23 protein-coding genes, 1 tRNA gene, 1 pseudogene and 2 riboswitches are annotated in these 25,945 nt (G+C 66.8%); of the genes and pseudogenes, 16 read left to right on the forward strand and 9 right to left on the reverse strand.

The genetic code is table 11. The features are described 5' to 3' along the window. Window positions 1-9 precede the first annotated feature (9 nt). From UC32_RS16800 to UC32_RS16810, 3 genes are read right to left on the reverse strand one after another with little or no spacing between them, the layout of a single operon-like run. Window positions 10-1,656: a DNA repair helicase XPB gene (locus tag UC32_RS16800; RefSeq protein WP_045732339.1), complete on the reverse strand. Its 1,647-nt coding sequence runs from the start codon at window positions 1,654-1,656 to the stop codon at window positions 10-12. A gap of 13 nt (window positions 1,657-1,669) precedes the next feature. Beyond that, a complete protein-coding gene (locus tag UC32_RS16805; RefSeq protein WP_045732340.1) occupies window positions 1,670-4,150 on the reverse strand; it encodes a helicase-associated domain-containing protein in 2,481 nt (826 codons plus the stop codon). Window positions 4,151-4,160: 10 nt separating this feature from the next. Next, a complete protein-coding gene (locus UC32_RS16810) occupies window positions 4,161-4,394 on the reverse strand; it encodes a hypothetical protein (RefSeq protein ID WP_045732341.1) in 234 nt (77 codons plus the stop codon). 208 nt (window positions 4,395-4,602) lie between these two features. Here UC32_RS16810 and UC32_RS16815 point away from each other — a divergent pair, with 208 nt between their 5' ends. Together UC32_RS16815 and UC32_RS16820 are read left to right on the forward strand one after the other, a co-directional pair. After that, complete coding sequence (locus UC32_RS16815) at window positions 4,603-4,986, forward strand: cold-shock protein (protein WP_015936126.1); 384 nt, start codon at window positions 4,603-4,605, stop codon at window positions 4,984-4,986. 6 nt (window positions 4,987-4,992) lie between these two features. Further along, a complete protein-coding gene (locus UC32_RS16820) occupies window positions 4,993-5,601 on the forward strand; it encodes a DUF3027 domain-containing protein (RefSeq protein WP_045732342.1) in 609 nt (202 codons plus the stop codon). A 117-nt stretch (window positions 5,602-5,718) separates the two neighbouring features. On the opposite strand, the gene serC is transcribed toward UC32_RS16820, so the two are convergent. After that, window positions 5,719-6,849: a phosphoserine transaminase gene (gene serC, locus UC32_RS16825; RefSeq protein ID WP_045732343.1), complete on the reverse strand. Its 1,131-nt coding sequence runs from the start codon at window positions 6,847-6,849 to the stop codon at window positions 5,719-5,721. A 296-nt stretch (window positions 6,850-7,145) separates the two neighbouring features. Between serC and UC32_RS16830 the strand changes: the two genes are divergently transcribed. From UC32_RS16830 to UC32_RS16875, 11 genes and pseudogenes are all read left to right on the forward strand, one after another. Continuing rightward, window positions 7,146-7,841 (forward strand): metal-dependent transcriptional regulator, encoded by a 696-nt coding sequence (locus UC32_RS16830; protein WP_045732344.1) that lies wholly within the window; start codon window positions 7,146-7,148, stop codon window positions 7,839-7,841. Window positions 7,842-7,989: 148 nt separating this feature from the next. Next, window positions 7,990-8,201: riboswitch (cyclic di-AMP (ydaO/yuaA leader) on the forward strand. A 10-nt stretch (window positions 8,202-8,211) separates the two neighbouring features. Then, window positions 8,212-9,042, forward strand: a complete 831-nt coding sequence (locus UC32_RS16835; RefSeq protein WP_045732387.1) for a M23 family metallopeptidase — start codon at window positions 8,212-8,214, stop codon at window positions 9,040-9,042. A gap of 128 nt (window positions 9,043-9,170) precedes the next feature. After that, window positions 9,171-9,352: riboswitch (cyclic di-AMP (ydaO/yuaA leader) on the forward strand. Window positions 9,353-9,422: 70 nt separating this feature from the next. Then, the gene (locus UC32_RS16840) at window positions 9,423-10,109 is read left to right on the forward strand and encodes a C40 family peptidase (RefSeq protein WP_045732388.1); all 687 of its coding nucleotides are present in this window, start codon (window positions 9,423-9,425) and stop codon (window positions 10,107-10,109) included. Window positions 10,110-10,266: 157 nt separating this feature from the next. Beyond that, entirely contained in the window at window positions 10,267-11,046 is a 780-nt protein-coding gene (locus UC32_RS16845; RefSeq protein WP_045732345.1) for an NlpC/P60 family protein, read from the forward strand. A gap of 245 nt (window positions 11,047-11,291) precedes the next feature. Next, window positions 11,292-11,792, forward strand: a complete 501-nt coding sequence (locus tag UC32_RS16850) for an HNH endonuclease (protein ID WP_045732346.1) — start codon at window positions 11,292-11,294, stop codon at window positions 11,790-11,792. A gap of 72 nt (window positions 11,793-11,864) precedes the next feature. Next, window positions 11,865-12,326 (forward strand): annotated as a pseudogene (locus UC32_RS21015) (NTP transferase domain-containing protein); the annotation flags it as partial. A 72-nt stretch (window positions 12,327-12,398) separates the two neighbouring features. After that, a complete protein-coding gene (locus UC32_RS21085) occupies window positions 12,399-12,530 on the forward strand; it encodes a hypothetical protein (protein ID WP_268747960.1) in 132 nt (43 codons plus the stop codon). Between the two features lie 15 nt (window positions 12,531-12,545). Continuing rightward, window positions 12,546-12,839, forward strand: a complete 294-nt coding sequence (locus tag UC32_RS20850) for a DUF6457 domain-containing protein (protein WP_045732348.1) — start codon at window positions 12,546-12,548, stop codon at window positions 12,837-12,839. Then, on the forward strand, window positions 12,836-14,326 hold the full coding sequence (locus tag UC32_RS16865) for a molybdopterin molybdotransferase MoeA (protein ID WP_082072192.1): 1,491 nt from the start codon (window positions 12,836-12,838) through the stop codon (window positions 14,324-14,326). The genes UC32_RS20850 and UC32_RS16865 overlap by 4 nt, the downstream gene beginning before the upstream one ends. 66 nt (window positions 14,327-14,392) lie before the next feature. Next, on the forward strand, window positions 14,393-15,271 hold the full coding sequence (fdhD, locus tag UC32_RS16870; RefSeq protein WP_045732349.1) for a formate dehydrogenase accessory sulfurtransferase FdhD: 879 nt from the start codon (window positions 14,393-14,395) through the stop codon (window positions 15,269-15,271). A 121-nt stretch (window positions 15,272-15,392) separates the two neighbouring features. Next, window positions 15,393-18,422 carry an alpha-mannosidase gene (locus UC32_RS16875; RefSeq protein WP_045732350.1) on the forward strand — a complete coding sequence of 1,010 codons (3,030 nt, stop codon included), beginning with the start codon at window positions 15,393-15,395 and terminating at the stop codon, window positions 18,420-18,422. Window positions 18,423-18,701: 279 nt separating this feature from the next. Here the strand turns inward: UC32_RS16875 and UC32_RS16880 are convergent, their stop codons facing one another. Both UC32_RS16880 and UC32_RS16885 read right to left on the reverse strand, forming a co-directional pair. Further along, the gene (locus UC32_RS16880) at window positions 18,702-19,439 is read right to left on the reverse strand and encodes a hypothetical protein (protein ID WP_045732351.1); all 738 of its coding nucleotides are present in this window, start codon (window positions 19,437-19,439) and stop codon (window positions 18,702-18,704) included. Beyond that, a complete protein-coding gene (locus UC32_RS16885; protein ID WP_045732352.1) occupies window positions 19,436-20,173 on the reverse strand; it encodes a hypothetical protein in 738 nt (245 codons plus the stop codon). The genes UC32_RS16880 and UC32_RS16885 overlap by 4 nt, the downstream gene beginning before the upstream one ends. A gap of 251 nt (window positions 20,174-20,424) precedes the next feature. Here UC32_RS16885 and UC32_RS16890 point away from each other — a divergent pair, with 251 nt between their 5' ends. Next, window positions 20,425-22,086, forward strand: coding sequence for an ABC-F family ATP-binding cassette domain-containing protein (locus UC32_RS16890; RefSeq protein ID WP_045732353.1), 1,662 nt, complete (start codon window positions 20,425-20,427; stop codon window positions 22,084-22,086). Window positions 22,087-22,088: 2 nt separating this feature from the next. Then, window positions 22,089-24,002, forward strand: coding sequence for an ABC transporter ATP-binding protein (locus UC32_RS16895; protein WP_045732354.1), 1,914 nt, complete (start codon window positions 22,089-22,091; stop codon window positions 24,000-24,002). Window positions 24,003-24,028: 26 nt separating this feature from the next. Here the strand turns inward: UC32_RS16895 and UC32_RS16900 are convergent, their stop codons facing one another. From UC32_RS16900 to UC32_RS16910, 3 genes are all read right to left on the reverse strand, one after another. Then, entirely contained in the window at window positions 24,029-24,508 is a 480-nt protein-coding gene (locus UC32_RS16900) for an NUDIX hydrolase (protein ID WP_045732355.1), read from the reverse strand. Further along, window positions 24,505-25,014 carry a DUF6314 family protein gene (locus UC32_RS16905; protein ID WP_412178033.1) on the reverse strand — a complete coding sequence of 170 codons (510 nt, stop codon included), beginning with the start codon at window positions 25,012-25,014 and terminating at the stop codon, window positions 24,505-24,507. Before UC32_RS16905 ends, UC32_RS16900 begins: the two co-directional genes overlap by 4 nt. Before the next feature lies 1 nt (window position 25,015). Next, window positions 25,016-25,088: transfer RNA gene (locus tag UC32_RS16910), tRNA-Arg, on the reverse strand. 83 nt (window positions 25,089-25,171) lie between these two features. Between UC32_RS16910 and UC32_RS16915 the strand changes: the two genes are divergently transcribed. Beyond that, a complete protein-coding gene (locus UC32_RS16915; protein ID WP_045732356.1) occupies window positions 25,172-25,930 on the forward strand; it encodes a DUF998 domain-containing protein in 759 nt (252 codons plus the stop codon). Window positions 25,931-25,945 lie beyond the last annotated feature (15 nt).

Below are 25,945 nucleotides of genomic sequence, written 5' to 3' on the forward strand. Positions count from 1 at the left end.
CGCTGAAGGCTACTCCCCGGCATCCACGTCCTTGGCGTCCATGATCCGGTAGGCGTACCCCTGCTCGGCCAGGAACCGTTGCCGTTTGGCGGCGAATTCCTGGTCCAGCGTGTCACGGGCCACCAGTGAGTAGAAACGGGCTGCCCGGCCGTCCTTTTTGGGGCGCAGCAACCTCCCGAGCCGTTGCGCCTCTTCTTGGCGTGACCCAAACGAACCGGACACCTGGATGGCCACCGAGGCCTCCGGCAGGTCGATGGAAAAGTTGGCTACCTTGGACACCACGAGGGTCTGGATTTCTCCGGCACGGAAGGCGTCGAAGAGCCGCTGCCGCACCTTGACCGAGGTGTCCCCCTTGATGACCGGTGCCTGCAGGCGCTCGCCGAGGTCGTCGAGCTGGTCGATGTACTGGCCAATAACCAGAAGCTGCTCGCCGGCGTGCCGTGCCAGCAGCTGTTCCACCACCAGGGATTTGGACTCGGAAGTAGAACACAGCCGGTATTTGTCCGCGTCGTCGGCCATGGCGTAGGCAACCCGCTCGTCCTTCGGCAGGTCCACCCGCACCTCAACGCAGTCCGCCGGTGCGATGTAGCCCTGGGACTCGATGTCCTTCCACGGTGCGTCGTATCGTTTCGGCCCGATCAGGCTGAAGACCTCGCCCTCACGCCCGTCCTCGCGGACCAGGGTGGCGGTCAGGCCCAGGCGGCGCCGCGCCTGAAGGTCGGCCGTCATCCGGAAGATTGGAGCCGGCAGCAGGTGCACCTCGTCGTAGATGATCAGCCCCCAGTCGTGGCCGTCCACCAGTTCCAGATGGGGGTACAGGCCACCGCGTTTAGTGGTCAGGACCTGGTACGTGGCGATGGTCACGGGGCGCACTTCCTTCAGCGCACCGGAGTATTCGCCGATTTCGTCCTCCGTCAGCGACGTGCGCTTCAACAGCTCGTCCTTCCACTGCCGCGCGGCCACGGTGTTGGTCACCAGGATCAGCGTGGTGGTGGATCCAGTAGCCATGGCCGCGGCGCCCACCAGCGTCTTGCCGGCACCGCAGGGGAGCACTACCACGCCGCTGCCGCCGGACCAGAAGTTTTCGCTGGCCAGCCGCTGGTAAGGGCGCAGCTGCCAGCCGTCCTCGTTCAGCGCGATGAGGTGCGGGGTGCCGTCAACGTAGCCGGCAAGGTCCTCAGCCGGCCAGCCGATCTTTAGGAGCAGCTGCTTCAGCTGGCCCCGCTGCGAGGCGTGAACCACCACTGTCTCGCCGTCGATCCGCGGCCCAAGGAGTGGCTGGATCTTCTTCGCCCGGATGACCTCCTCCAGCACCGGGTAGTCGTCAGTGCGCATTACCAGCCCGTGCTGGGGATCCTTCTCCAGGCGCAGCCGGCCGTACCGCGACATCGTCTCCTCGATATCAATGAGGAGCGAATGCGGTACGGGAAAGCGCGAATACTTCAGCAGCGTGTCCAGGACCCTCTCGGCGTCCAGCCCGGCGGCGCGCGCATTCCACAGCCCCAGCGGCGTGAGCCGGTAGCTGTGCATGTGCTCGGGTGCCCGCTCCAACTCCGCGAACGGCGCGATGGCATGGCGGGCCTCGGTGGCGAGTTCGTGGTCCACCTCGAGCAGGATGGTTTTGTCACTCTGGACAATCAGGGGTCCGTCGTTCACGCAGGACAGTCCTTTACTGGTGCAGTTCCTCTGCAGCCTCGATATCGATGATCCGGTGGATGGACAGGACCCGTTCCGTGTCCTTGGCGGGGTCGAAGACACGGACGCGTCCGCCGCTTACTGAAAGCGGAACAACGGTTTCCAAGGTGGCATTCCCCAGGCTGTCCACCACGTTCATGCTGATCCGCTGCTTGAGCCGGATGGCGCGCTGCAGCGCCTCCAGCCCCAGCTGGGTTGCCGCTTCCGCCTCATGGCCGGCCGCACCGTGGCGGCCGTGCGGGCCGTCTTCCTGGCGCAGCACGGCGAGTTGGGCGTCAACGTCGTCGGCTGCCGGAGCCAGGCGGGGCGCGGTATAGACGGGCCGCGGGCTTTCCTGCGGTACCGGCCCGCGCCGGAGCCGGACGGCAGAGTCCTCCACGCCATCCACCGACGGCGAGAGGCCGAGGCCGCGCAGGATCTGCACCGCTTCGCGAGGCGGCAAAGAGGACGTTAGGACGGTGGGAGCGAGCCGGACCAGGCCGAGTGCGGCCGCCCGTGGCCCGGAGAGGAGCTCCTGCAACGCTTCCTCGTCATCGCTCTGGATGAAGCTGGCGGCCGTCCCCACCCGAATTTGCCCATGGCGGGTGGCGGTGTCCTGGATGAGGTATTCGAGCGGCTGCGGCACCGCGGTGGCGGAATGCTCGCCCAGGAATTGCAGCAGGCGGCCGGCGTCATACCCGGCGTCCAGTGCGCGCCGGACGGAGGCCTCGGAGAACCGGTAGATCGTGGCTGGTCCCTGGCCTTCGGCGTCGGCCATGGCCAGCAGCTTTTCAGCCAGGCCGGGTGCCAGGTAACCAGGTGCCACCGCTGTCAGGTCGGCCTGGAGCAGCACATGGTTCAGGGCGGCCGGCAGGTGCTGGCCCAGGAGTGTCATGGCTTCGTCGGGGTTGTCACCGGCGAAGGCGGCTCCCAGCTGGGTCAGGGCTCCGGAGCCCACCAGTCCGAGCAGCTCGGCCTCTGCGAGGACCCCGCGGATCAGTGAGCTGAAGCGCCGCGCCATCCGGGGCTGCGCCCACTCGGCGCGCTGAAGGACTGCCGCCGCGTCCAGGACCGGCGCGGCGCCGTCGGTTGCAGCCGCTTCGGTGGTCAGCTCCAGCAGGATTTCCAGGATGCGCTTGCGGATGACGGGGGCATCAGGCCGTTGCGCTTCCGCAGACAACGGGACGATGGCCCCGCCGGCACCCGACCGGTGCGCAGCCGGAACTCCAGAGGTCCCGTTGGCAGGTTGGCCCACCAGCGACGGAACGCGTTCGCTGGACAGCCAGGCATTGACCAGCCACTGCCATTGCTCCTGCCGGGGCAGCTCCAGCCACTCAAGCTGCGGTGGCTGTACCCAGGAGGACGAGTCCACGTCCAGGCGGATCAGTCCGGCAAGGCCGCAGAGCTCCAGCAGGAGTCCCACCTGCGGCTGGCTGATCCGCAGCAGCTCACCGAGCCGCCGTGTCTCACGGACCCCGACGCCACCGCTGCGCAGCGTGGCCAGCGGCTGGCGCTGGACGGCGTGCAGCAGTTCACCCACCAGCCGCAGGGTGTCCGAGATGGCACTCAGGGCAGCATTCCGGCGGAGGGCTGCGGTGGTGGTGCCGAGCTCCGGCACCGGCGGGGTCAGGGTGAAGTCGTTGATGATGGCGCCGCCCCGCAGGGACACCCCTACGCTGTGCGGCAGTTCCACGTGGGCGGCGTCCAGCGGGACCAGCAGCCCCCGGGCCAGCAGCCAGTCGATGGGCCCGACGTCGGCGCCCTCGGTGGTGACGGAGGCCTTGCGTTGCGCCTGGGGGACGGCACCCATGGCCCAGTTCCGGAACCGGGCGAGCAGCGCCGTCGTCCGTTCCGGGGCATGGGCGAGGATCTCCTGCACCGCTTCCGGCGAGGACGTCCAGTGCTGCAGGGCCAGTGCCGCCTCCATCGGGGTGGTGGCACCCTGGATCTCGACGCCGCTCCGGTGCAGTTCGGAGACAAGCTGTACAGCCCGTTGGGCAAACGCCGGCTGGAGCCGGACAAGTTCCGTGTAGCTGCGGCCCAGCCCCGCGGGATAGATGCCCACTACGTCCTTGAGGCAGCCGACGGGGAGGTAGAAGCGCTGGCGGTTGCCGGACGGCGTACCGTGTGGTGGATCGGCCCGGTGCACCAGGGCAAGTTCCTGCAGGCGGTCCAGGATCCGTTCCAGGACAGGAATGGTGGAGCCTGCAATCATCTTGCGCAGCGCGGGTGCGCTGGCGCTGTGCCCGGTATCGGTGTTCGTGCACAGATGGAGGGTTTCAAGGACCTGCATCTGTGGCCTGTTGAGCCGCTCCAGGGCACGCTGGACGCTGACCCTTGAGCTGGCCCGCGCCGCCAGGGCAGGGAAATCGGGCACGGCGGGGGAGAGCAGGTCCGGCCGCGCGGCGAACAATTCCCGCAGCGAGTCGTCGCTGCGGGCCGCCAGGTCCTTGCTGAGCGCGCGAATGAGGGACATCAGTCCAACGTTACCGCTGGTCAGGTTTTCCTGCCCGGCGCCGCCCGGCAACGCTGTCGAGCACCAGGAAGAGCATGAGAACGAACGCCGCGGGCAGCCCGTACAGCGCCGTGTAGGTAACCCACGCTGGAGCCACTGACCCGGCAAAGGCAAAGGCCATGACGGCCCCCACGGCGGCGAGCGAGAGCACGGCAATGGCGGCGGCGGCAATCATGATGGGCCGCCGGTAGCGCGAGGGTGTCATGGACGTAACGCTACCGCCCCTCCGGCAGCGCGCGTGAACCCCGGCGTTCAGGTCGGCATGAAGCGGGATTCGGGCGCGGGGCAGGATAACCTTGAAGGATACAGACCAACACGGTACGCAGCTGCCATACCTTAAACCCGCACAACCGGTGCGGATGCGGTGGCGGCCGGCCGTGTCTCACAACAGCAGAACGAAGAAGGTTGATTCAATGCCTACCGGCAAGGTCAAGTGGTACGACAAGGACAAAGGCTTCGGGTTCCTCGCGGGCGAGGACGGCCAGGAAGTCTTCCTGCCCAAATCGTCGCTGCCCGAGGGCGTGACGGAACTCAAAGCCGGCACCCGTGTGGAGTTCGGCGTGGCCGACGGCCGCAAGGGTGCCCAGGCCTTGGGCCTGCGCGTCCTCGACAAGACTCCCTCCATCGCCAAGGCCAAACGGCCCAGTGCCCGCGATCTTGCGCCCCTGGTCCAGGACCTGGTGACTGTCCTCGACAATCTCTCGGGCACCCTGTCCAACGGCAAGTACCCGGACGGCAACAAGGGCAAGGCCATTGCCGCTGCCCTGCGTAAGGTTGCCGACGAGCTGGACGTTTAGGCAGCAATGAATCCGGAAGCTGAACAGCCCGACGCAGGAATGCAGGCCTCGGAGACAGCCGCTGTGCACCAGGCGGCTGCTTCGGAGCGCACCGCCGTCTCCCGTTCCGGCGCGGCCGTTAAGGCGGCTCCCCAACGCAAGGCCGGCGTGCCGGTGTGGCGGACAGGGAAGCCCGACGCATTCCTGGCCGCCGCCGTCGACGTTGCCAGAAGCGCCCTCGAGGGAATCACTTCGGCGTCTGATATCGGTCCACACCTGGCTGCCAAGAGCGAAGGTGATCGCCTGGTGACGCACCTCTTCGAATCCAGGCTGCCGGGCTACTCGGGCTGGCAGTGGTATGCCGTCCTCACCCGTAACTCCCGGTCCAAGCTGGTGACAGTCAACGAACTGGGCCTGTTGCCCTCGGAAGACTCGATCCTGGCCCCGGAATGGGTGCCGTGGGCTGAGCGGGTACGGCCCGAGGACGCCCGGGACGAAGAGCACGAGCAGGAGCGCCCGGCCCCCGACGCCCAAGCCGCCGGAGAACCAGAAGCGGAACAGGAGCCGGAAGAGGCAGGGTCTTCACGGCAGGCCGGGTCTTCGGACGCGGGCCAGGCGGATGGCGAGCAGGGCTAACCCGCCCCCCCGGGCAGTGGTTGCCTTGAGCTAACCAACAGCAAACGGCGCCGTCCGGGGTAAACCCGGGCGGCGCCGTCGTATGTTCAATCGCGGGGCTTGGCCGACGGCGGGACGCTACTTGCGCAGCTCGCCCACCACGTAGTCGATGCTGGCCAGCAGGGCCGAAACATCCTCGGGGTCGATGGCAACGAAGGTGGCGATCCGGAGCTGGTTGCGGCCCAGCTTGCGGTAAGGCTCCGTGTCCACGATGCCGTTGGCGCGCAGGACCTTGGCTACCGCGGCGGCATCCACAGAGTCGTCGAAGTCGATGGTGGCAATGACGTTCGAGCGCTCGTCCGGGTTGGTGACGAACGGCGTCGCGTATTCAGATGCCTCGGCCCAGGTGTAGATGCGGTCGGCGGAGTCGGCGGTGCGTCCTGCTGCGAAGTCCAGGCCGCCGTTGGAGTTCAGCCACTGGACCTGTGCATCCAGCGTCACCAGCGTGGACAGCGACGGGGTGTTGTAGGTCTGGTTCAGCTTCGAGTTGTCGATGGCGGTCTGAAGGTCCAGGAAATCCGGAATCCAGCGGCCGCTGGCCTTGATCCGAGCGGCGCGTTCCAGGGCGGCGGGGGAGAACAGGCCAAGCCACAGGCCGCCGTCGGAGGCAAAGTTCTTCTGCGGGGCGAAGTAGTAGACATCGCTTTCGGCAACATCGACGTCCAGGCCGCCGGCGGCCGAGGTTGCATCGACCAGGACCAGTGCGCCCTCGTCGGCACCCGCCACGCGCTGCACCGGAGCGGAGACGCCGGTGGAGGTTTCGTTCTGCGGCCACGCGTAAACGTCGACGCCGGCCTCGGCCCGGGCTGCCGGGCGGGTGCCCGGTTCCGACGTGATGATGGAGGATGCATCCAGGAAAGGTGCCTTGTTGGTGGCGGCGGCGAACTTCGACCCGAACTCACCGAACGACAGGTGTTGGGCTTTCGTCTCCACGAGGCCAAAGGAGGCAACATCCCAGAACGCGGTGGAGCCGCCGACGCCGAGGACAACCTCGTAACCCTCGGGTGCGCGGAAGAACTGGCTGAGGCCCTCGCGGACCGACCCCACAAGGTTCTTGACGGGGGCCTGCCGGTGTGACGTGCCCAGGATGGTCTTCGACGCCGCAGAGAGTGCATCGATCTGTTCCGGCCTGACCTTGGATGGCCCGGCTCCGAACCGTCCGTCCCGGGGCAGGAGGTCGGCGGGAATAGTGATGCTGGTTTCGCTCACGGGTGCTCCAATGTCGGCGGGGAGGTGGCTTTGGCCGGTCGGGCGGATAACGCCGCCCGACAGTCGGCAGTGACTGCAACGCAGGCCTTTCCCATTCTGCCTGAACAGGCGTAGGCGCGGGAGCCGGAGCCGCCAAAGTCCAAACATTGAGACACTGAAACATGGAACCTGCAACTATTCGGACAAAGTCAAAATAGGCTAAGCTTGCCTCCGGACTATGTCGCGCGCCGCATGGCGGGACTGTGCAGGACAACGCGGAACAACGCAGGGTATTTGCGCTCGAGGAGCTGAGCTGGATGACGGATCTGATCGACACTACGGAGATGTACCTTCGGACCATCCTGGAGCTGGAGGAAGAAAACATCGTTGCCCTGAGGGCCCGTATTGCCGAGCGGTTGCGCCACTCTGGCCCCACTGTGTCCCAGACCATCGGCCGGATGGAGCGTGACGGCCTGGTGGTGGTGTCCGGCGACCGCCACCTGGAGCTCACCGAGGTCGGCCGCAAGCGTGCAACGGAAGTAATGCGCAAGCACCGCCTTGCCGAACGGCTCCTGGCCGACGTCATCGGCCTGGACTGGGCCTACGTCCACGACGAAGCCTGCCGCTGGGAGCATGTGATGAGCGAGCGCGTTGAGCGCCGGATCTACGAACTGCTGGACCACCCCACCGAATCGCCCTACGGTAATCCGATTCCCGGACTGGCCGCACTGGGTGGACACCCGGAGCAGCCGTCCGCCGACGGTGCGGTCAGCCTCCTTGAGGCCATGAAGACCTACGGCCTTGCCTCTGCCGTAACCATCAGCCGGTTGGCCGAACCCATCCAGGTGGAACCCGAGCTCCTGTCCCAGCTCGACGAAGGCGGCATCCGCCCCGGAGCGGCCGTATCGCTGGAGCGTGTAGGGGACTACATTTCGGTCCGTGTTCCCGGCATCGAAGGCGCACTGGAACTGCCTCCTGAAGTGGCTGCCCACGTATTCGTAGCCGTTAGCTGATACGGTAAACGCCCCGCTTTTACCCCGTGGGAGCTGGGTCACGCAAAAATAACGGAATTGTTACTAAGGGCCTTAAGCACCTATAGTTGAACGAAAGCGTTGATACTTAAGCGTTACCTGATCTGGAGCCGAGCTCTGCCAGCGGATCGGGAGCATCAAGTCACAACTGGCAGAGGCGGGGGAACCACAACTGGCAGCGGGGGACTGCCTTGGGGTGAAGTCCGTCAGCAGCAAGCCTCTTCCAGTGAAGGAACCTTCCGGGGAATTCTCTGTGCCGCAGCTTGCTTACGGCGGACCGGGTCTGTGAACTCTCTGACCCGAATCCGACAGCTAACTTCGCAGGCTATCCAGAGAGGAACCCTTCTTGACCATGCAGACCCCCCGGGGCCGCCGACGCGCGGCGGGCCCCGCTGCTACGCCGCGTGCTCTCGAAGCCGTCCAGGCTGCTGAGACCCCGCGCCCCCGCGATCTCCACCGTGATGCGCGCCGCCGTCGGGGTCCATTCCGCCAGATAACGGAATTTGCCTCGGCCAGCGGCATTGGCCAAAAGGCCGGCATAGCACTTGCCGCCACCGGCCTGGTGCTCACCGTGACCGTCCCCGTCACCAGTCCCGTCATGGCCACCGACGCCAGCGGAACCGGTGCGGTTGCCGCCTCATCGGTAACGCCGCAGCCCGCAATTTCCGCGGAAGCAGGCGCCCAGATCGACTTCAGCCGCTCTGCCGTCGTTACCCAGGCGGACCCTGACGGCAAGCTCAAACAGTTGCTCAGCGCCCAGTCCGCAGGATCGGTCTCCCGTGCTGCGTCGGCCGGTACCCTGGGAGCCCCGCTGGCCACCATGGCCACCGCATCGCCATTCGGCTACCGCGTCAGCCCCATCACGGGCGGCACCGGCGACTTCCACCGCGGGCAGGACTACGTTGCCCAGTGCGGTACCTCCGTGATGGCTGCCGCCACCGGAACCGTGACCTTTGTGGGCTGGCACCAGTACGGCGGCGGCAACAGGGTGGTGGTGGACCACGGTAACGGCCTGGAGACCACCTATAACCACCTGTCATCGTTCAACGTGACCGAGGGCCAAACCGTCTCCCGGGGCGACGTCATAGCCCTGAGTGGGACCACCGGTGCCTCCACGGGCTGCCACCTCCACTTCGAAGTCCAGGTCAACGGCGAGGTCGTCGACCCCACCGGTTGGCTTTAGTCAAATGATGGTGGACTCTCGAATGACCGTGACCCGCCGTGACCTGAATGTGACATTCAAACAAAACTGCTGTACCGTCTAACTCGCGTCAACTTTTCCGAAGTTGACGCTCTTGAGTGGATTGCCTAACTCTGCCACCGCTCAAGGTCCGTTCGCATTTCATCGTCTGGCAGGGGCGGGGGAACCAATTTTGGCCTTCATGTTTCGAAGGCCTTGGGGTTAAGTCACGAAAGCTTCCTTGGAAGCCGTGTGGCCGGGTGACTCCCATCCGAATCCGACAGCTCACCTCGCAGGCATTGGGAGAGGCTACCTTCGTGTCTTCACGCCATAATGCTGCGCGCCACCGTGCGCAAACGGTTCGCACCAACCCTTTGGGCGCCGTGTCCAAGGCTGTTAGTGCCAATGCCGGGACAGTGGGTCGCCAGGCTGCAGTAGTTGCAGCTGCATCGGGCCTCGTCCTTGGTATGGGCCTGCCGGCCGTCGCGGACACTACCGCGGGTGTCTCGGCATCCACTGAGTCGGGTTCGGCCCAGACCGCCCTCGCCGTCACCGCGGCACCCACCGCCACCGTTTCCTTCGAGCGCCCGGTCATCAAGACCACTGCTGCTCCGAAGCCGGAGCCGGTACGCACCCAGTCCACCGCATCAGCAGCACGGGATGCCGGCAATGCCGTCACCGCAGCCGCTGACTCCACCGAAGCTGCTTCCGAGAAGCTCGCGGAGACTGTTTCTTCCGCCGCCACCTCAGGTATCGCAGCTATTGCGTACACCGGCATCGGCCACCCGTACGTGTGGGGCGGCACCAGCCCCAACGGCTGGGACTGCTCCGGATTCACCCAGTGGGTTTACGCCCAGGCCGGCATCAGCATCCCGCGCGTCAATGCCTGGAACGCCATGAAGCCCACCTCCACTCCTCAGCCTGGCGACCTCGTCATGCAGAACGGCGGAGCGCACGTTGGCATCTACGTTGGCAACGGCATGATGATCAGCGCCCTCAACCCGTCCCAGGGCACCCTTCTTCACGCGGTTGCCGCTACCGGAACCTCCTCGTTCTACACCATGAACTAGTTCCCGGGGCCCCAGGCCCCAGGAACTTTTTCTTTGCCCCCGTTTTTCGCTAAATCACACATCCCCGTTCGGGACGCGCCGACTTACCCCCAAGATGCCGGCGCGTCCAAAACCCCCGTGTTGCCTACAGGCCCGGGGACAACGAAAGAGAGAACTGATGACGACTCGTGCTACCGCACGGCATCGCGCCGAAGTCACCAAGACCAACTCAATCGCCATCATCGCCAAGGCTGTTGGCGGCAACGCCGGCGGCGTTGGGCGCCAGGCAGCGGTTATCGCCGCAGCCTCGGGCCTAGTCCTGACCAGTGGCATCGCCGCAAACGCAGCTGACACCAACGTCCAGCGCGACTCCGCTCCTGCTTCCGCTTTTGAAGTTGGATCAGCTGTCGACGCCCCGATCTCCGCGGCTTCCACCATCAACATCTCCTTCGAGAAGCCGGCCGTCAGCACCAGCCCGGCTCCGGTGGTTGAAGCAGAGCCCGAGGTTGAGGTGCAGGAAGCCGCTCCGGCTCCCGCCGCCCCGGCCGCCGCAACCCAGACCGCTGCGGCACCGAAAGTCACTGCCACCGTCACGGCGCAGCCCGCATCTGCTCCCCAGGCATCTGCCAGCGGCAAGGGCGCAGCAATCCTTTCCGCAGCGTACGCCCAGCTCGGCGTCAACCAGGACTGCACGATGCTCGTCACCAACTCGCTGGCTGCCGTGGGCATCAACTTCCACGACTGGCCCGCCGGCTACCTCTCCCTGGGCCGCACTGTCAGCGCTGCCGAAGCCCAGCCCGGCGACCTGATCTACTACGCGGACGGCGGCGCCGGCATGGCGCATATCGCTGTTTACGCCGGCAACGGCCAGGCTGTGCACGGCGGCTACAACGGCAACCAGACGGTGGTCTTCAGCGCCAACGTCGGTTCCGGACCGGTTTTCATCCGCGTCAACTGATCCCCCGGAAGGGCTGGCCGGTACAGCCGCCCTTCGGAGTCAAAGGACCCCTGCCCACGTGGCAGGGGTCCTTTGCCGTTAACGGGCGGTGCGCCCGGGATGCCATTCCTGAAGGTGCCGTGGGCCGTGATTAGCTGATCCTGCATTTTTCTGTTTACTCTTGTGGTGTCGATCCATAGCCCGAACATGCCGAGGGCAGCCGGCCCTCGTGCCCCTGACGGGTGCGGCCGTGAAGAGGTACGTGCATGCGCACTCTCGTTCTGAATGCTGGATATGAACCGCTGGCGGTTATAACTTTCCGCCGGGCGCTGGTGCTTGTGCTCACGGGCAAGGCAAGCGTGGTTGCCGAGGGCGATGATCCCGTGGTGGGTCCGCAGGAAATCCTGGGCCGCCCCTCCGTGATTCTCCTGAACCGCTACATCCGTCCCAGATACAACCATGCCACTGCCGTGAGCCGGCGCGGCGTCCTGAGGCGGGATGGGCACAAGTGTGCGTACTGCGGAAAGGCGGCGCACACGATCGACCATGTGCACCCTAAGTCACGGGGCGGGGCCGACTCCTGGGAGAACCTGGTAGCTGCCTGCCTGCGGTGCAATAACGTCAAAGGCGACCACACGCCCGCTGAGATGGGCTGGAAGCTGCGGTTCGAGCCGGCGCCTCCGCACGGCACCATCTGGCAGATCAAGGAACTGGAGAAGCCCACGCCGGCGTGGGACCCGTTCCTCCTGCCGGAGCGGGCCGCCTGACCTGCGCTGACCGCCCGGCCCGCTAATGCAGGGACTGTCCTGATGGTTCCCGGCACTGGCTACGCTTGAACCATGCAAGACGAAGTGCCGGCCTTTGATGCCCTCATCCTGGCGGGAGGCCGATCCTCGCGTTTAGGCGGCGTTCCGAAACAAGGACTGCTGTTTCGCGGAACCACCCTCCTCGACCGGGCCTTGGCGGCCGCTGAGGGAGCCCGGGCCACCGTGATTGTTGGCCCGGATCCCGGCCCTTTGCCTCCCGGAGTGCTCACGTGCCGCGAAGAACCGGAATTCGCCGGCCCGGCAGCAGCCATTGCTATGGGCCTGGACGTCCTGGACCGGGCGGGGGCGTGCGCTCCGCACACGCTTGTTTTGGCCTGCGACATGCCTTTGGTCTCCGGGGCTGTGCGTACCCTCCTGCATGAGCTGTCCGCGGGACCTGGGTCGGGCTCTTATGTGGCCTGTACCGAGGAGGGAAGCGGTACCGGGCGGATGCAGCCGCTGGCCGGAATTTATAGCACGGTCGCGCTAAAAAGGTCCGCCCGCGGGATGGCCGCCAGCGGCAGGCTGATAAACGGATCAGTCCGCTCACTCCTTGCTAGTCTGGACGTGCAGCTTGTCGCCGTTCCGGCCGCTTACACGGCAGATGTGGACACGTGGGACGATGCCGCCGCACTGGGGATTGCTGCCGGCAACCCGGACGTGGAGGACGTGGACGGGGCCGGGAGCGGCCGCATTTAGCTTGGGAGGCAAGTGGTGAAGAGCCAGGACGAAACGCTGGAGGAGTGGTGCAGGTTGCTGCTTCAGGCCTACGAGCTTGAGGATGTCCAGATAGACATCAATGCCATTCTGTCCCTCGCCGGCGTGGCGGCCCATTCGGTGGTCCGTCCCGCCGCCCCGCTGACCACGTTCATCGCCGGACTCGCTGCAGGCCTGTCCACGCGTTCCGGCGGCTCGACAGATGCCGCGACTATGGAAAAGGCCCTCGCCGTCGCCCGCGCGTTGGCGGAGGACTATGACGCTGAAGCCGCCGGGGCCCCCTCCGAATGACCGAAGCGCCGGGGCAGGAAGCCGCATCCCCCGCAGGGAACGAACACAGGCAAGAACACAGCCTCGGGCACCCGCAAGAAGAACTGCACGGACAACCGCAGGAACACCCGCAGGGACAACCGGGCGAAGGCCAGGCTGGAAGTGGCCAGAAAGTGCGAGACGGCCACCATCACCTGGCCCACACCTGGGCGGAAGCGCGCCAGGCCGCCTTTGACGCCGCAACACCCATCCCGCCCGGTCCCGTGCCGCTGGACCAGGCCCAGGCCCGCAGGTTGGAGCAGGACATCGTTGCGCTCCAGGACATGCCGCATTACGCGTCCTCGGCCATGGACGGGTGGGCAGTCAACGGGTCCGGGCCATGGATTCCCGTGGAAGCCGGGGCCCGGCTGGCCCCGCATCAGGCCAGCCCCATCGTTACCGGCGGACTCATCCCGCCCGGCGGCAAGGGTGTCCTGCGCAGTGAAAGCGCTGTCCTTGCCGAGGACGAGGACGGCCTTCCCGTCCTTGAGACCGGCGGAACCGCCCGCCCCGGCGAACCGCGCAACGGACAGCACGTGCGCAAGGCAGGCGAGGAGGCACATGAAGGGGACCTCCTCGTTCCGGCGGGGGTGACCCTGAACCCGGCGCACCTGGCACTTGCCGCGCTGGCCGGCTACGACGAGCTGCAGGTCCAAGGCAAACCCCTCGTTCGCCTGCTGCTGACCGGGTCCGAGGTGGTGGTGCAGGGCCTGCCCGCCGCGGGGAGGGTCAGGGATACGTTCGGTCATCAGCTGCCGGCCGTCGTCGGCATGCTTGGCGGCATCCCGGGCGGCCAGCAGCGCATCGGCGACTCCTACGAAGAATGGCTCGAGGCCTTGGAGGACGTGGTCCCGGACGGCCCCGACGCACCCGGGCTTCCGGCCGACGTCGTCATCACCACCGGGGGAACGGGCCGCTCCGGCACGGACCATCTCCGCCGCGCCGTTGCCGAACTGGGCGGCCGCCTGGTGGTTGATGGAGTGGCCATGCGGCCCGGGCACCCGGTGGTCCTGGCCGAACTCCCCGACGGCCGGTTCGTCCTGGGCCTGCCCGGCAACCCGCTGGCCGCCATGATGGCCCTCTTTACAGTGGGCGCGCCCCTGTTGGCCGCCCTGGGGCACGGAACTTTGCCGGAGGTCCGGGAGGTGGCCTCCGGTGCCCTCATCGAGCCGGATCCTGGCCGCACGCGCCTCATGCCGTTCCGGCTTGTCTACGGGATGGCGTCGCCGGCCCAGCACACCGGCCCGGGCATGATGCGCGGGCTTGCCACGGCCCACGGCGTCATGGTGGTTCCTCCCCACGGCGTGCAGTTGGGGGAGCAGGTACCTGCCTTCGCGCTGCCGTGGGGCCCGCCCATTCCGGCCCCGGCGGATCCCGCCAAAGCCAAACCGCGCAGCAGCAGGACGTCCCGGACGGCCGCGAAGCCCGGCCCCGCGGGGCCGGTGGACTGGAGCGCCCTGCTCGGTTGAGCCGGGGCATGGCCGGACTGGCACCCTGCAGTGCGATGATGGAAGCATGAACAGGCAGGACGGTCCATGGGACGCGTGACGCAGCGCCGCAAGGTGCATAAGTATGTCCTGGACGGCTCGCCGAAGGCGCTGGAGTTTCCGGTCCGTTACCGCGAGGATGTCCTGGCAGTGGAGGAACCGCTGGAAATCCGGCTGGGCAGCCTCTCCTATTCGGTCACCATGCGGACCCCGGGCGATGACTTCGACCTTGTGGCGGGCTTCCTGGTGTCCGAGGGCGTGATCTGGAGCCCGGACCAGCTGGTGTCCCTGCGCTTCTGCGCGGGAGAGGACGAGAACGGCGTCCAGACGTTCAACGTGGTGGAGGCCCAGCTGCGGCCGGACGTCCCCCTGCCGGAGACGGGGCGGAACGTTTACACGTCCAGTTCCTGCGGGATCTGCGGGACGGACTCCATTGAAGCAGTCCGGAAGTCCTCGCACCACAGCCCCGCGGCGGACCCCCTCACGCTCGACGCCCAGGTGCTGGCATCCCTGCCCGCCCTGCTCCGGAAGTCGCAGCGCCTCTTCGACGATACCGGCGGGGTGCACGCTGCCGGGCTTTTCCGGATTGATGACGACGGCGGCGTGCAGCTGCTGTGCCTCCGCGAGGATGTGGGACGGCACAACGCGGTGGACAAGGTGGTGGGCTGGGCCCTTCGCGAGGGACTCCTGCCACTGCGCGGCACCGTCCTCCAGGTGTCAGGCCGGGCATCATTCGAGCTGGTCCAAAAGGCAGCCCAGGCCGGCATACCCGTGTTGGCTGCCGTCAGCGCTCCGTCGAGCCTGGCGGTGGAACTCGCCGAAGCCAGTGGACTGACGCTTGCCGGTTTCAGCCGGGGAACCAGCTTCAACGTCTACGCGGGGGCGGCCAGGATCAGCAGCCCGGTAGTTGCTTCGGCACCGGCCTGACGCTCCTCCAACGCCTTCGGAGCTGCCGCAAGGGGGTTGGTTTGAGGGCTACCAGCGGGTAGATTTGTCCATCGAATGGACACGATGATCCAATTTTTTCAAGCGCTAAAGAGGGCACACATTGCATGACGACCGCAGGATCACGGAAGTCCGACTCACCAGGTTTGTGCGTGAGCGCATCGACCCCGCTGTCTACAGCCGGACCGTGCCCCTGACCCTGAGCAGCTGGGACGTGCCGGATGAGCCGGTACCCGCACTCGAAGCGATGCGGCAGCAGTTCCAACCCCTCGAGCACGGGACTGCATGGGGCAAGCCGTGGAGCACCAAATGGCTCCGGCTCCAGGGTGACGTACCGGAATCGTGGGGCACCGGCCCGGACACGACTGTCGAAGTGGTGGTGGACCTCGGATTCACCGTCCAAACCCCTGGTTTTCAGTGCGAGGGTATTGCCTGGCGGCCGGACGGCACCATCATCAAGGCAGTCTCGCCCCGGAACCGGTACATCCCGCTGAAGCTACTGGGCACCGGCATGGCAGTGGACTTCTACGTGGAGGCAGCGGCCAACCCGGACCTTGCGCAGGACTGGACCTTCGCGGCAACTCCCTACGGTGACAAGTCCACTGCCGGAACGGCCCCGCACTACCGGCTGGGAACCATCGCCATCGCCGAACTCAACCAGACCGTCTGGGAACTGCAACAGGACGTCTGGACCCTGTCGGGGCTGATGGAACAGCTGCCCCTGGAACTCCCGCGGCGGCACGACATTCTCCGGGCCCTGGAACGGATGATGGATGTCATGGATCCGGACGATGTTGCCGGAACCGCGGCGGCCGGCCGGGAAGCGCTGGCCGGGGTGCTGGCGCAGCCCGCCTACGCTTCCGCCCACCAGCTGGTGGCCACCGGCCACGCGCACATCGACTCGGCCTGGCTGTGGCCGGTACGCGAAACCGTCCGGAAGTGCGCCCGGACTTTCTCCAACGTGGTGGCCCTGATGGACGAGAACCCGGACTTCGTCTTTTCGTGTTCCTCAGCCCAGCAGCTCTCCTGGATCAAGGAGTCCTACCCGGAACTGTTCAGCAGGATCCGGGAGAAAGTCCGCGCCGGGCAGTTCGTTCCGGTCGGCGGCATGTGGGTGGAGTCTGACACCAACATGCCCGGTGGCGAGGCTATGGCGCGGCAATTCATTGAGGGCAAATCGTTCTTCCTGTCCGAATTTGGCGTCGAGTGCAGGGAGGCCTGGCTGCCGGACTCCTTCGGCTATTCCGCCGCACTGCCGCAGATCGTGAAGTCCGCGGGAAGCCGCTGGTTCCTGACGCAGAAGATCTCCTGGAACCAGACCAACCGGATGCCGCACCACACCTTCAACTGGGAAGGCATCGACGGTACCCGGCTCTTTACGCACTTCCCCCCGGTGGACACCTACAACGCCGAGCTCAGCGGCCGCGAGCTGGCGCACGCGGAACGCAACTACAGGGATCACGGCCGGGGCACCGTGTCCCTGGTGCCGTTCGGCTATGGCGACGGCGGCGGCGGACCTACCCGGGAAATGCTCAGCGCCGCCGCCCGCACCGCAGATCTTGAAGGCTCACCCAAGGTCCGGATCGGATCCGCTGAGAGCTTCTTCCGGCAGGCCGAAGAGGAATATGAGGCCCTGCCCGTGTGGGTGGGAGAGATGTACCTCGAGCTGCACCGCGGTACCTACACCAGCCAGGCGCGCACGAAGAAGGGAAACCGGCGCAGCGAGCACCTGCTCCGCGAAGCCGAACTATGGTGTGCCACGGCAGCCGTCCGCACCGACGGCGCCTTTGGGTACCCGGCAGCTGAGCTGAAGCGGCTTTGGCAGCTGGTCCTGTTGCAGCAGTTCCATGACATCCTGCCGGGCAGCTCCATCGCCTGGGTACACCAGGACGCCGAACGCAACTACCAGGCCATCGAGTCCGCACTGGAAGGCATCATCAGCAAGGCCGCAGCGGCGGCTCTGGGAACCGGGGAACGGACATTCCTGCTCAACGCCGCCCCGCATGCCCGGAACGGAGTTCCGGCGCTGGCCGCCGCCGAGCCGGCGGCCCAGTATGGACCGGTCCGGGCCGGCAGCAAGGACGGCGGATACGTCCTGGACAACGGCGTGATCCGGGCGGTCCTGGACGCGGACGGCCTGGTCTCATCCCTGCAGGACTACGCCTCGGGCCGCGAAGCCATAGCACCCGGACAGCGCGGCAACCTGCTGGAACTGCACCGGGACACTCCCAACGAGTGGGATGCCTGGGATATTGACGAGTTCTACCGGCGCAACGTCACTGCCCTGACCGGCGCGGAGTCGGTCCGGCTGGAGGAGGGTCCCGGCGGCGCCACTGTTGTGGTGGAACGCTTGGCCGGTACCTCGCCCATCACCCAGCGCATCACCCTGGCACCTGGCAGCCCCTCCCTGAGCATCACCACATCAGTGGACTGGCAGGAACGGGAGAAACTGCTCAAGCTCGGGTTTGCCCTTGATGTGCGCGCCGATCGGTCGGCGTCGGAAACCCAGTTTGGCCATGTCTACCGGCCTACCCATACGAACACGTCCTGGGAAGCCGCGAAGTTTGAGATCTGTGCGCACCGGTGGATCCACGTGGGGGAGCCCGGCTACGGCGTCGCCGTTTCCAACTCGTCCACCTACGGCCACGACGTCGCCAGGAACATCAGGGAGGCCGACGGCGGCACCACCACCACTGTGCGCCTCTCGCTGCTGCGGGCGCCCAAGTTCCCGGACCCTGCGGCCGACCGCGGCCAGCATGAGCTGACCGTCACCATCCGGCCCGGTGCGGATATTGGGGCCGCTGTGGAGGAGGGGTACAGGACCAACCTTGCGCCCAGGCTGGTCGCTGGGGCCGCGCCGGTTGAGCCACTGGTCTCGGTGGGCACACCGGGCCTGGTCATCGAAGCAGTCAAGCTTGCCGAGGACGGCTCAGGCGACGTCGTGGTCCGCCTCTATGAGTCGCTGGGGCAGCGCACTGCCGGGCGCATCACGGCGAATTTCCCCGTGCGTGACGTTGTGGTGACGGACCTGCTGGAGCGGCCCACCGAGGCTCCCGGCGTGTCCGCGGCTGAGGATGGCGCGGAACTGCGGCTCCGGCCCTTCCAGCTGGTGACTCTGCGCTTCGTCCGGTAGTACCGCGGAGCCGTTGTCCAGGTCTGGGGGTCCATCGGGCCCGCAGGCCTGGACAAATAATCGCGGCGGAGACGCGCCTCCGCTGCTCAAAAGCCCCTTAAATAGGCTGAGTGGGGGCGGTCCCCAACGGCCGCCACCACTCATCCCCCCAATGCGTGTGAAGGCCCCCGAAGCAGGGCTTCGTCCAAGAATTTATCCCCGTTCAAAAACGCGCCGTGCCTCACCTTCACACATTCATGATTGTTTCACATTCTAATGATTTTGTGAAAGGCAGTTTGGTTACTTTTCGGTAAATGACGCGGTTCCGGCCAGCGGTTTGCGCCGGCGAACCTTGGCAACCCAGATCAACGCCAGGCCCACGATGTAGCAGAGGACGGCTGTGTAGTTCACAACGAACCGCATCGCGCTCCAATCCGGCGGGATAAAGGGAAAGAGCAGGCTCAGTCCAATCGCCGCTCCGCCGACTCCCAGCAGCAGCGCTGCAACCCGCACCAGGACGGGAAGCCGGCTTCCGATGGCCTTGACCATGGCGGGGATGAGCGCGACCCCGACGAAGGCAGGGTAAGCGCGGCCGGCTGCTCCGTAGTACTCCACCAGCAGCATGTGACGGTCATCCTTGGCATAGACCGTGCTAAGCCCTGCCGAGGAGCCCTCAGTATCCATCAGGAAGAAGACTGCTATCACCAGGGCCGAGAGGACGAGCAGCACCAGGATCCCTGGCCGGCCCGTGATCAGGCGGTAAGTTCCGGTTGCACCAAAACCCTTGGCCACCCGGATGCCCAGGAAGAAGATTGCACCGAAAATGACGAACCGGAGCAGCAGGTTAGCCAGGTTGATGCCACCCAAGGCCTGGTCGATGGCGACATAGGGAGCCTCGATGCTGAGCAGGATGGCGAGGGTCATGAGGGCGAAGATGCCGAACAGCGACCTGTTTTCACCCCGAACAGCACTGGGGACACGGGCGAGGGCCACAAGTCCGCAGACAGCCAACGTGGTCCATTGAAGGATCGTGATCATCCCAGGTTCTCCCAAATCTTTTCCGTCTGTGCCTGATCCTGCTCCTGGCGGCGCAATACCTTGCCCAATGCCTGCATCCTGTCGCCCACCAAGGCGGTGAGGTCGCCGTCGGACATGCTGTCCAGCGCCTCCTGGCGCGCTCCCGGCGCCCACCCCGCTTCCTCTTCCGTGATCAGGCCGGTGGCTACCAGTCCGCTTGCCGGGCCCACGCCGGCCGCCACCGAGGTGGCCACCGCCAGCTCCGGCGACAGCCTGTTGGCCGTCAGCTGGGCGGAGTAATTCTGCGGCGCGATCCCGGTGGCGGATGACACCCGGTGCCGGACCTCGCCGTCGTCTATCGCGTCCACCCAGTTCTTCACCGAGGAGGCATGCGGCACGGGGCTCAAGGGCGGCGGTGCAGCGCCCCGGCGGCCCAGCGGGTCCATGGCCGGCCGGGCGAGCGCTGCACGCAACAGGTCCGCCGTCGAGATCTGGCTGACCAGCTCACACCGGGTGGGCGGCTGCGGCGGCCCGGCAAGGACGCTGTAACTGTCAAAGCCCGCGAGGGCGGCCACCGGGTTGATGTTGTACGCCCGGCTGATGCTCACCACCGTGGAGACGGAAACCTTGCCGCGTACCAGCTGTTGGGCGAGCGTGGTCCGCTTGATCCCGGAGACCCGGCAGACGTCTGCCGTGCTGGCATCAGGGGCGATGCCTTGCAGCCAGCGCTGGAACGCCTTGGCGGGAAGGGTCATGAAGTGCTCTCTGCTGAACGGATGGTGAGTCGATTTTACCGTGCCGCGGGACTCCCGATTTTACCCCGGGAGGTGTTTCGACTATGCTTGATGGTCGAGCCCGTTGGTCCGTACACCCCCCAAGTCCGGACCAGCGGGTTCTTTCATGCCCGCGGCCCGGAGCGCCTTTACCGGGACTGTCCGCACGGCATCGCCGGGCCCGTTCCGGCATGGGACCGGTTGCGCATGCACCCGGGCGAAAGGACGCATCGATGACTGCAACCCTTGTTGCCAAAGACCTCTCCGGCGGCCACGGCCACCGCACGCTTTTCGACAATCTTTCCTTCACGGTTGCGCCGGGAGACGTGGTGGGCGTCGTGGGCGCCAACGGTGCCGGGAAATCCACGCTGCTGCGCCTCCTCGCCGGCGTCGACCAGCCCCAGGGCGGCTCCGTCAGCCTGGCCCCCGCCGATGCCTTCGTGGGGTGGTTGCCGCAGGAACACGAGCGCGTGGCCGGCGAAACCGTGGCTGCGTACATTGGCCGGCGCACGGGCTGCACACAGGCCACCGCCGAAATGGAATCCGCCGCAGAAGCCCTGGGCGCCGGAGCTCCCGGCGCGGACGATGCCTACGCCCGCGCCTTCGACCGGTGGATGGCCTCGGGCGCCGCGGACCTGGACGAACGCATCCCGCCTGTCCTCTCCGACCTCGGCGTGGCAACGGGCGCCGATGCCCTGATGACCGGGCTGTCCGGTGGCCAGGCCGCCAGGGTTGCCCTGGCCGCACTGCTGCTGAGCAGGTTCGACGTTGTGCTGCTGGACGAGCCCACCAATGACCTGGACCTTGCCGGGCTGGCCAAGTTGGAGGACTTCGTCACCAACCTGCGCGGCGGCGTGGTGCTGGTCAGCCATGACCGCGAGTTCCTGGCCCGCTGCGTCACCACCATTGTTGAACTGGACCTGGCCCAGAACGCCGTGGCGGTCTACGACGGCGGGTACGACGCTTTCCTCGAGGAGCGCGCCGTGGCACGCCGGCACGCCCGCGAGAGGTATGACGAATTCGCCGCCACGAAGGCGGACCTGGTGTCCCGTGCCCGGACCCAGCGTGAATGGAGCTCCCAGGGCGTGCGGAACGCCATGAAGAAGAGCCCTGACAACGACAAGATCCGGCGCGCAGCCAGCACCGAATCCTCCGAAAAGCAGGCCCAGAAGGTCCGCCAGATGGAGTCCCGGATTGCCCGGCTGGATGTGGTGGAGGAGCCCCGGAAGGAGTGGCAGCTCCAGTTCAGCATCGGCCAGGCACCCCGCTCAAGCGCCGTTGTGGCAACCCTGCGCAACGCAGTGGCACGCCAGGGCAGCTTCACGCTGGGGCCGGTGAACCTGCAGCTCAACGGCGGCGAACGCATCGGGATCACCGGGCCCAACGGCGCCGGGAAGTCCACGCTCCTGCGCCTCCTGCTGGGAACGCAGGCACCGGACGACGGCGATGCCTCCATGGGTGCCACTGTCGCCGTCGGCGAGATTGACCAGGCCCGCGGACTGTTGGACGGCGGCTCGCCGCTGGGCGACGCAGTTGAAGCGGTCCTGGCGGACTGGAACAGCGCAGACGTCCGGACGCTCCTGGCAAAGTTCGGCCTGAAGGCGGACCACACCTCGCGGACCGTGGATTCCCTGTCCCCGGGGGAGCGGACCCGGGCTTCCCTGGCGCTGCTTCAGGCACGGGGCGTGAACCTGCTGGTGTTGGACGAACCGACCAACCACCTCGACTTGCCGGCCATTGAGCAGCTGGAAGAGGCCCTTGAAAGCTACGAGGGGGCCCTGCTGCTGGTCACCCACGACCGGCGGCTGCTGGAAAACGTCCGGCTCGACTACCGGTGGCACCTCGAAGACGGCACGGTCCGGCAGCTCCACAACACTGCAAGCCAGGAGAAATAACCATGAGCATGGACGGCGTGGCCTGGAGCTCGCTCTACAAAATCAGCACCGCAAAGAGCGGCTCCAAGCCGTTCTCCAAGGAAACCCTAAAAAGGGTCCTGGCCTTTGCCGCCCCGCACAAGGGCAAACTCATTGCCTTTGTGATCGCGTCCATCGCAGGGGCGGTGCTGGCCGTGGCCACCCCGGTGCTCGCCGGCCAGGTGGTTGACGCCATTATTGCCAAGGCAGCCGCCGGGACTGTGATCTGGCTTGCCGTGCTGATCGCCATCGTGGCTGTGGGGGAGGCCGGCGTGGGGCTGCTGACCCGCTGGTTGTCGTCGAACATCGGCGAAGGCGTCATCGTGGACCTGCGCACCCGGGTGTTCGACCACGTGCAGCGCATGCCCATTGCCTTCTTCACCCGCACCCGGACAGGAGCGCTGGTCAGCCGGCTCAACAATGACGTCATCGGGGCGCAGTCCGCTTTCGCCGGCACCCTCTCCGGCGTGGTGAGCAACTCCGTGGCCCTGGTCCTGACGCTGGTCGTAATGCTCAATACGTCGTGGCTGGTGACAGTGCTGGCCATGGTGCTGCTGCCGATCTTCCTGATCCCGGCCCGGCGCATGGGCTCCAAGCTGGCAGACCTGCGCCGCGAAGCCGCCGCGCACAACGCCGCCATGGGCACCCAGATGACGGAGCGGTTCTCCGCACCGGGGGCCACGCTGGTCAAGCTGTTCGGACGCCCGGATGAGGAATCCCGCGAGTTCGCTGCCCGCGCAGGCAGGGTCCGGGACATCGGCGTCCGCATGGCAATGCTGCAGTTCACCTTCGTCACGGCCCTGACGCTGGTCTCCGCGCTCGCGCTGGCGCTGGTGTACGGACTGGGCGGCTGGCTTGCCCTGGGTGGCCAGCTGGCCCCCGGTGACGTGGTGGTCCTTGCGCTGCTCCTGACCCGCCTCTACGCTCCGCTCACGGCGCTGTCCAACGCCCGGGTGGAAGTCATGAGCGCGCTGGTCAGCTTTGAACGCGTGTTCGAAATCCTGGACCTGAAGCCGCTCATCCAGCAGAAGCCGGACGCCCGCCCGGTTCCGGCCGGGCCGGTGTCCGTGGAGTTCGACGACGTCCGGTTCGCCTACCCGTCAGCGGACAAGGTCTCCCTGGCCTCCCTTGAGGAAGTCTCCACCCTGGACACCAGGGGCGGCGAGGAAGTGCTGCACGGTGTCAGCTTCCGGGTGGAGCCGGGACAGACGGTAGCGCTGGTGGGCTCATCCGGCGCCGGCAAGTCCACGATCGCCCAGCTGCTGTCGCGGCTGTACGACGTCGACTCGGGCGCAGTGCGGCTGGGCGGAACCACGCCGGGAACCGGGATCGACGTCCGCGACACTACCTTCGATTCGTTGCGCGACACACTGGGAATGGTGACCCAGGACGGCCACCTGTTCCACGAAACCATCGCCTCAAACCTTCGGCTTGCGCGCCCGGATGCGACGGACGATGACATGTGGGACGTCCTGCGGCAGGCACGCCTCGAGGCCATGATCCGGTCCCTGCCGGACGGCCTGGAAACAGTGGTGGGGGAGCGCGGCTACCGGCTTTCCGGCGGCGAACGCCAACGGCTCACCATCGCCCGGCTCCTTATCGCCCAGCCCCGGGTGGTCATCCTGGACGAGGCGACGGCTGCACTGGACTCTACGAACGAAGCCGCGGTGCAGGCAGCCCTTGGCGCCGCACTTGAGGGGCGTACCGCCGTCGTGATTGCGCACCGCCTGTCCACCGTCCGCGCGGCGGACGCCATCCTGGTGGTGGAGGGCGGCCACATCGTGGAGCGCGGGACGCACACCGAGCTCCTGGCCGCCGAGGGCCGCTACGCGGAGCTCTACCGGACACAGTTCGCCGAGGCCAAGGCGGTGGCGGCAGAAGCCGTCCCGGAGTCCTAGCAGCCCTTACGGGGCTCCAGGGTCGATCAGTGGCCCGGCAGGGTGGCGTCGGGCGAAGCCAGCGCGGGCAGGATGTGGTCCGTCAGCAGCGGGGCGAGGTCGCCGGGAAGCGGAGCGCCGGCACCCAGCCCGGAAGCTTCCGAACCAGCGGCTTCCGGAGCGGCTCCGTCCCGGCCAGCAAGGTCCAGCCAGCGGATCTCCGCTATCTCGGCGGACGGGTGGGCCTGCCATGTCCCGGGCGCCATGAATACGGTGGCCTCGATGTCCGTGTCGGCTTCGTTGGCGGCATCTGCGATCCATACCCCCATCAGCCGGAGCTGGCGTGGATCGATAACGATACCCACTTCCTCCTCCAACTCTCGGGCCGCCGCCTGCACGGCTGTTTCGCCGGGCTCCGGTTTGCCGCCGGGGTGCATGAACATGGCGGTGCCGCGCTTGCGGACGGTGAGGAGGCGGCCGGCGTCGTCAAAAACGCAGACGGCGGACACCACGATCCGGTGCTTCACGAGTCCCCATTCCGGGTCAGGTGCGAGGTCAGGAGCAGGTCCTTGTGCGGCCCGGTCACGTCCCAGCTGTAGCTGAACCGGTGCGGACCCTCGAACGCGTAGGCCACGCGGTAAGTATCGGGATCGCACCAGTGGTTGTCCAGGTTGGCCTCCGGAGCGAAACTCATGCGGTGGAACGGCCGCCCGTCCGGGAAAAAGACGTCAAGGGCGTCCGCCCGTCCGCTGGGCCTGAGCAGGTAGTCGCGGGTGGCGGGTCCGGTGAAGGTGGGCCAGCGCATGGTGCCTTCCTCGCGAAGGTCCAGGCCGGCGTCGGGCGTTGGCGTGAAAAGTACGACGCCGGAAAAGGTTCCGCGGGTGCCGTCGGCCCGGTCCCACAGGTCCCGTTCGACAGTCCAGCGGCCGAGGCGCCCCGTATCCGTTGTCCCGGCCGGTTTACCGGCGGGGCCGAGCAGGTAGGCGCGAAGGTCAAACGCCGGGGACTCAAACGCCGGGGACTCGAAATTCAAGTGCCCTCGATTGGAATCGAACCAACGACACCGGCTTTAGGAGAGCCGTGCTCTATCCACTGAGCTACGAGGGCGGGCATCCTGGGGATCGGCGGCGCCGGTCCGGACGGACACGCATACCAGCATACAAGGTACGGAGCCGTACTACGCTCAAGGCATGAGTCCAGCCCCGTCCGCCGCTCCCGCTGCCACCTTTTTACCGGACACAGCGTCCACCCGGCAGTACATCGGCGCGTGGTCCGTCCTGAGTGTTCTCCAGTACTTTGCGGCGGAGGCTGCGGTGGTCATGGCATGGGCCGGTCCGCGCCCCTACGACCTGCGCACCGGTTACATCAGTGACCTTGGCGCCCTCAACTGCGGTATCTACGACGGCCGCCAGGTGTGTTCTCCGTTGAACTGGCTGATGAATGCCTCGTTCGTGGTGCAGGGGCTGGGGATGCTGCTGGGTGCGGTGCTGCTGACGTCCGGGCTGCTGTGCGTCGCAGCCCGTCCCGGAACCCGGGTTGAGCCGGGCCCGCGCAGGCCGTGGCTCGCGGCCGCCGCGGTGAGGGTGCTGACAGGAGCGGCAGGGGCAGGAACCGTGGTGGTGGGGCTTGTCCCCGAGGACGCGGGCTCACCCTTGCACTTCATCGGGGCTGTCACGTACTTCCTTACCGGCGCTGCTGCGCTGCTGGTGTTGGGCTTCCTGTGGCTGCGGAAGGCCCGCATGGCCTGGTTCCTCCTGGCCTGCGGAACCGTCTCGCTGGCGGCGCTGGCAACCGGCGGCCTGACCGGGATGGATGTTCCCGAGCCCGGCACGCTGGAGCGGCTGATGGGCTATCCGGTGACGGTGGGCATGGCAACAGCGGGCATCGTCATCGCACGGCGGGTCCACCGGCACCGGAAGTACCTGAGGGCTTCAGCGATTGCCCCGTAGCCGCCGATTTGGGTG

It is taken from the genome of Pseudarthrobacter chlorophenolicus (assembly GCF_000962805.1).
Lineage (GTDB): Bacteria > Actinomycetota > Actinomycetes > Actinomycetales > Micrococcaceae > Arthrobacter > Arthrobacter chlorophenolicus_A.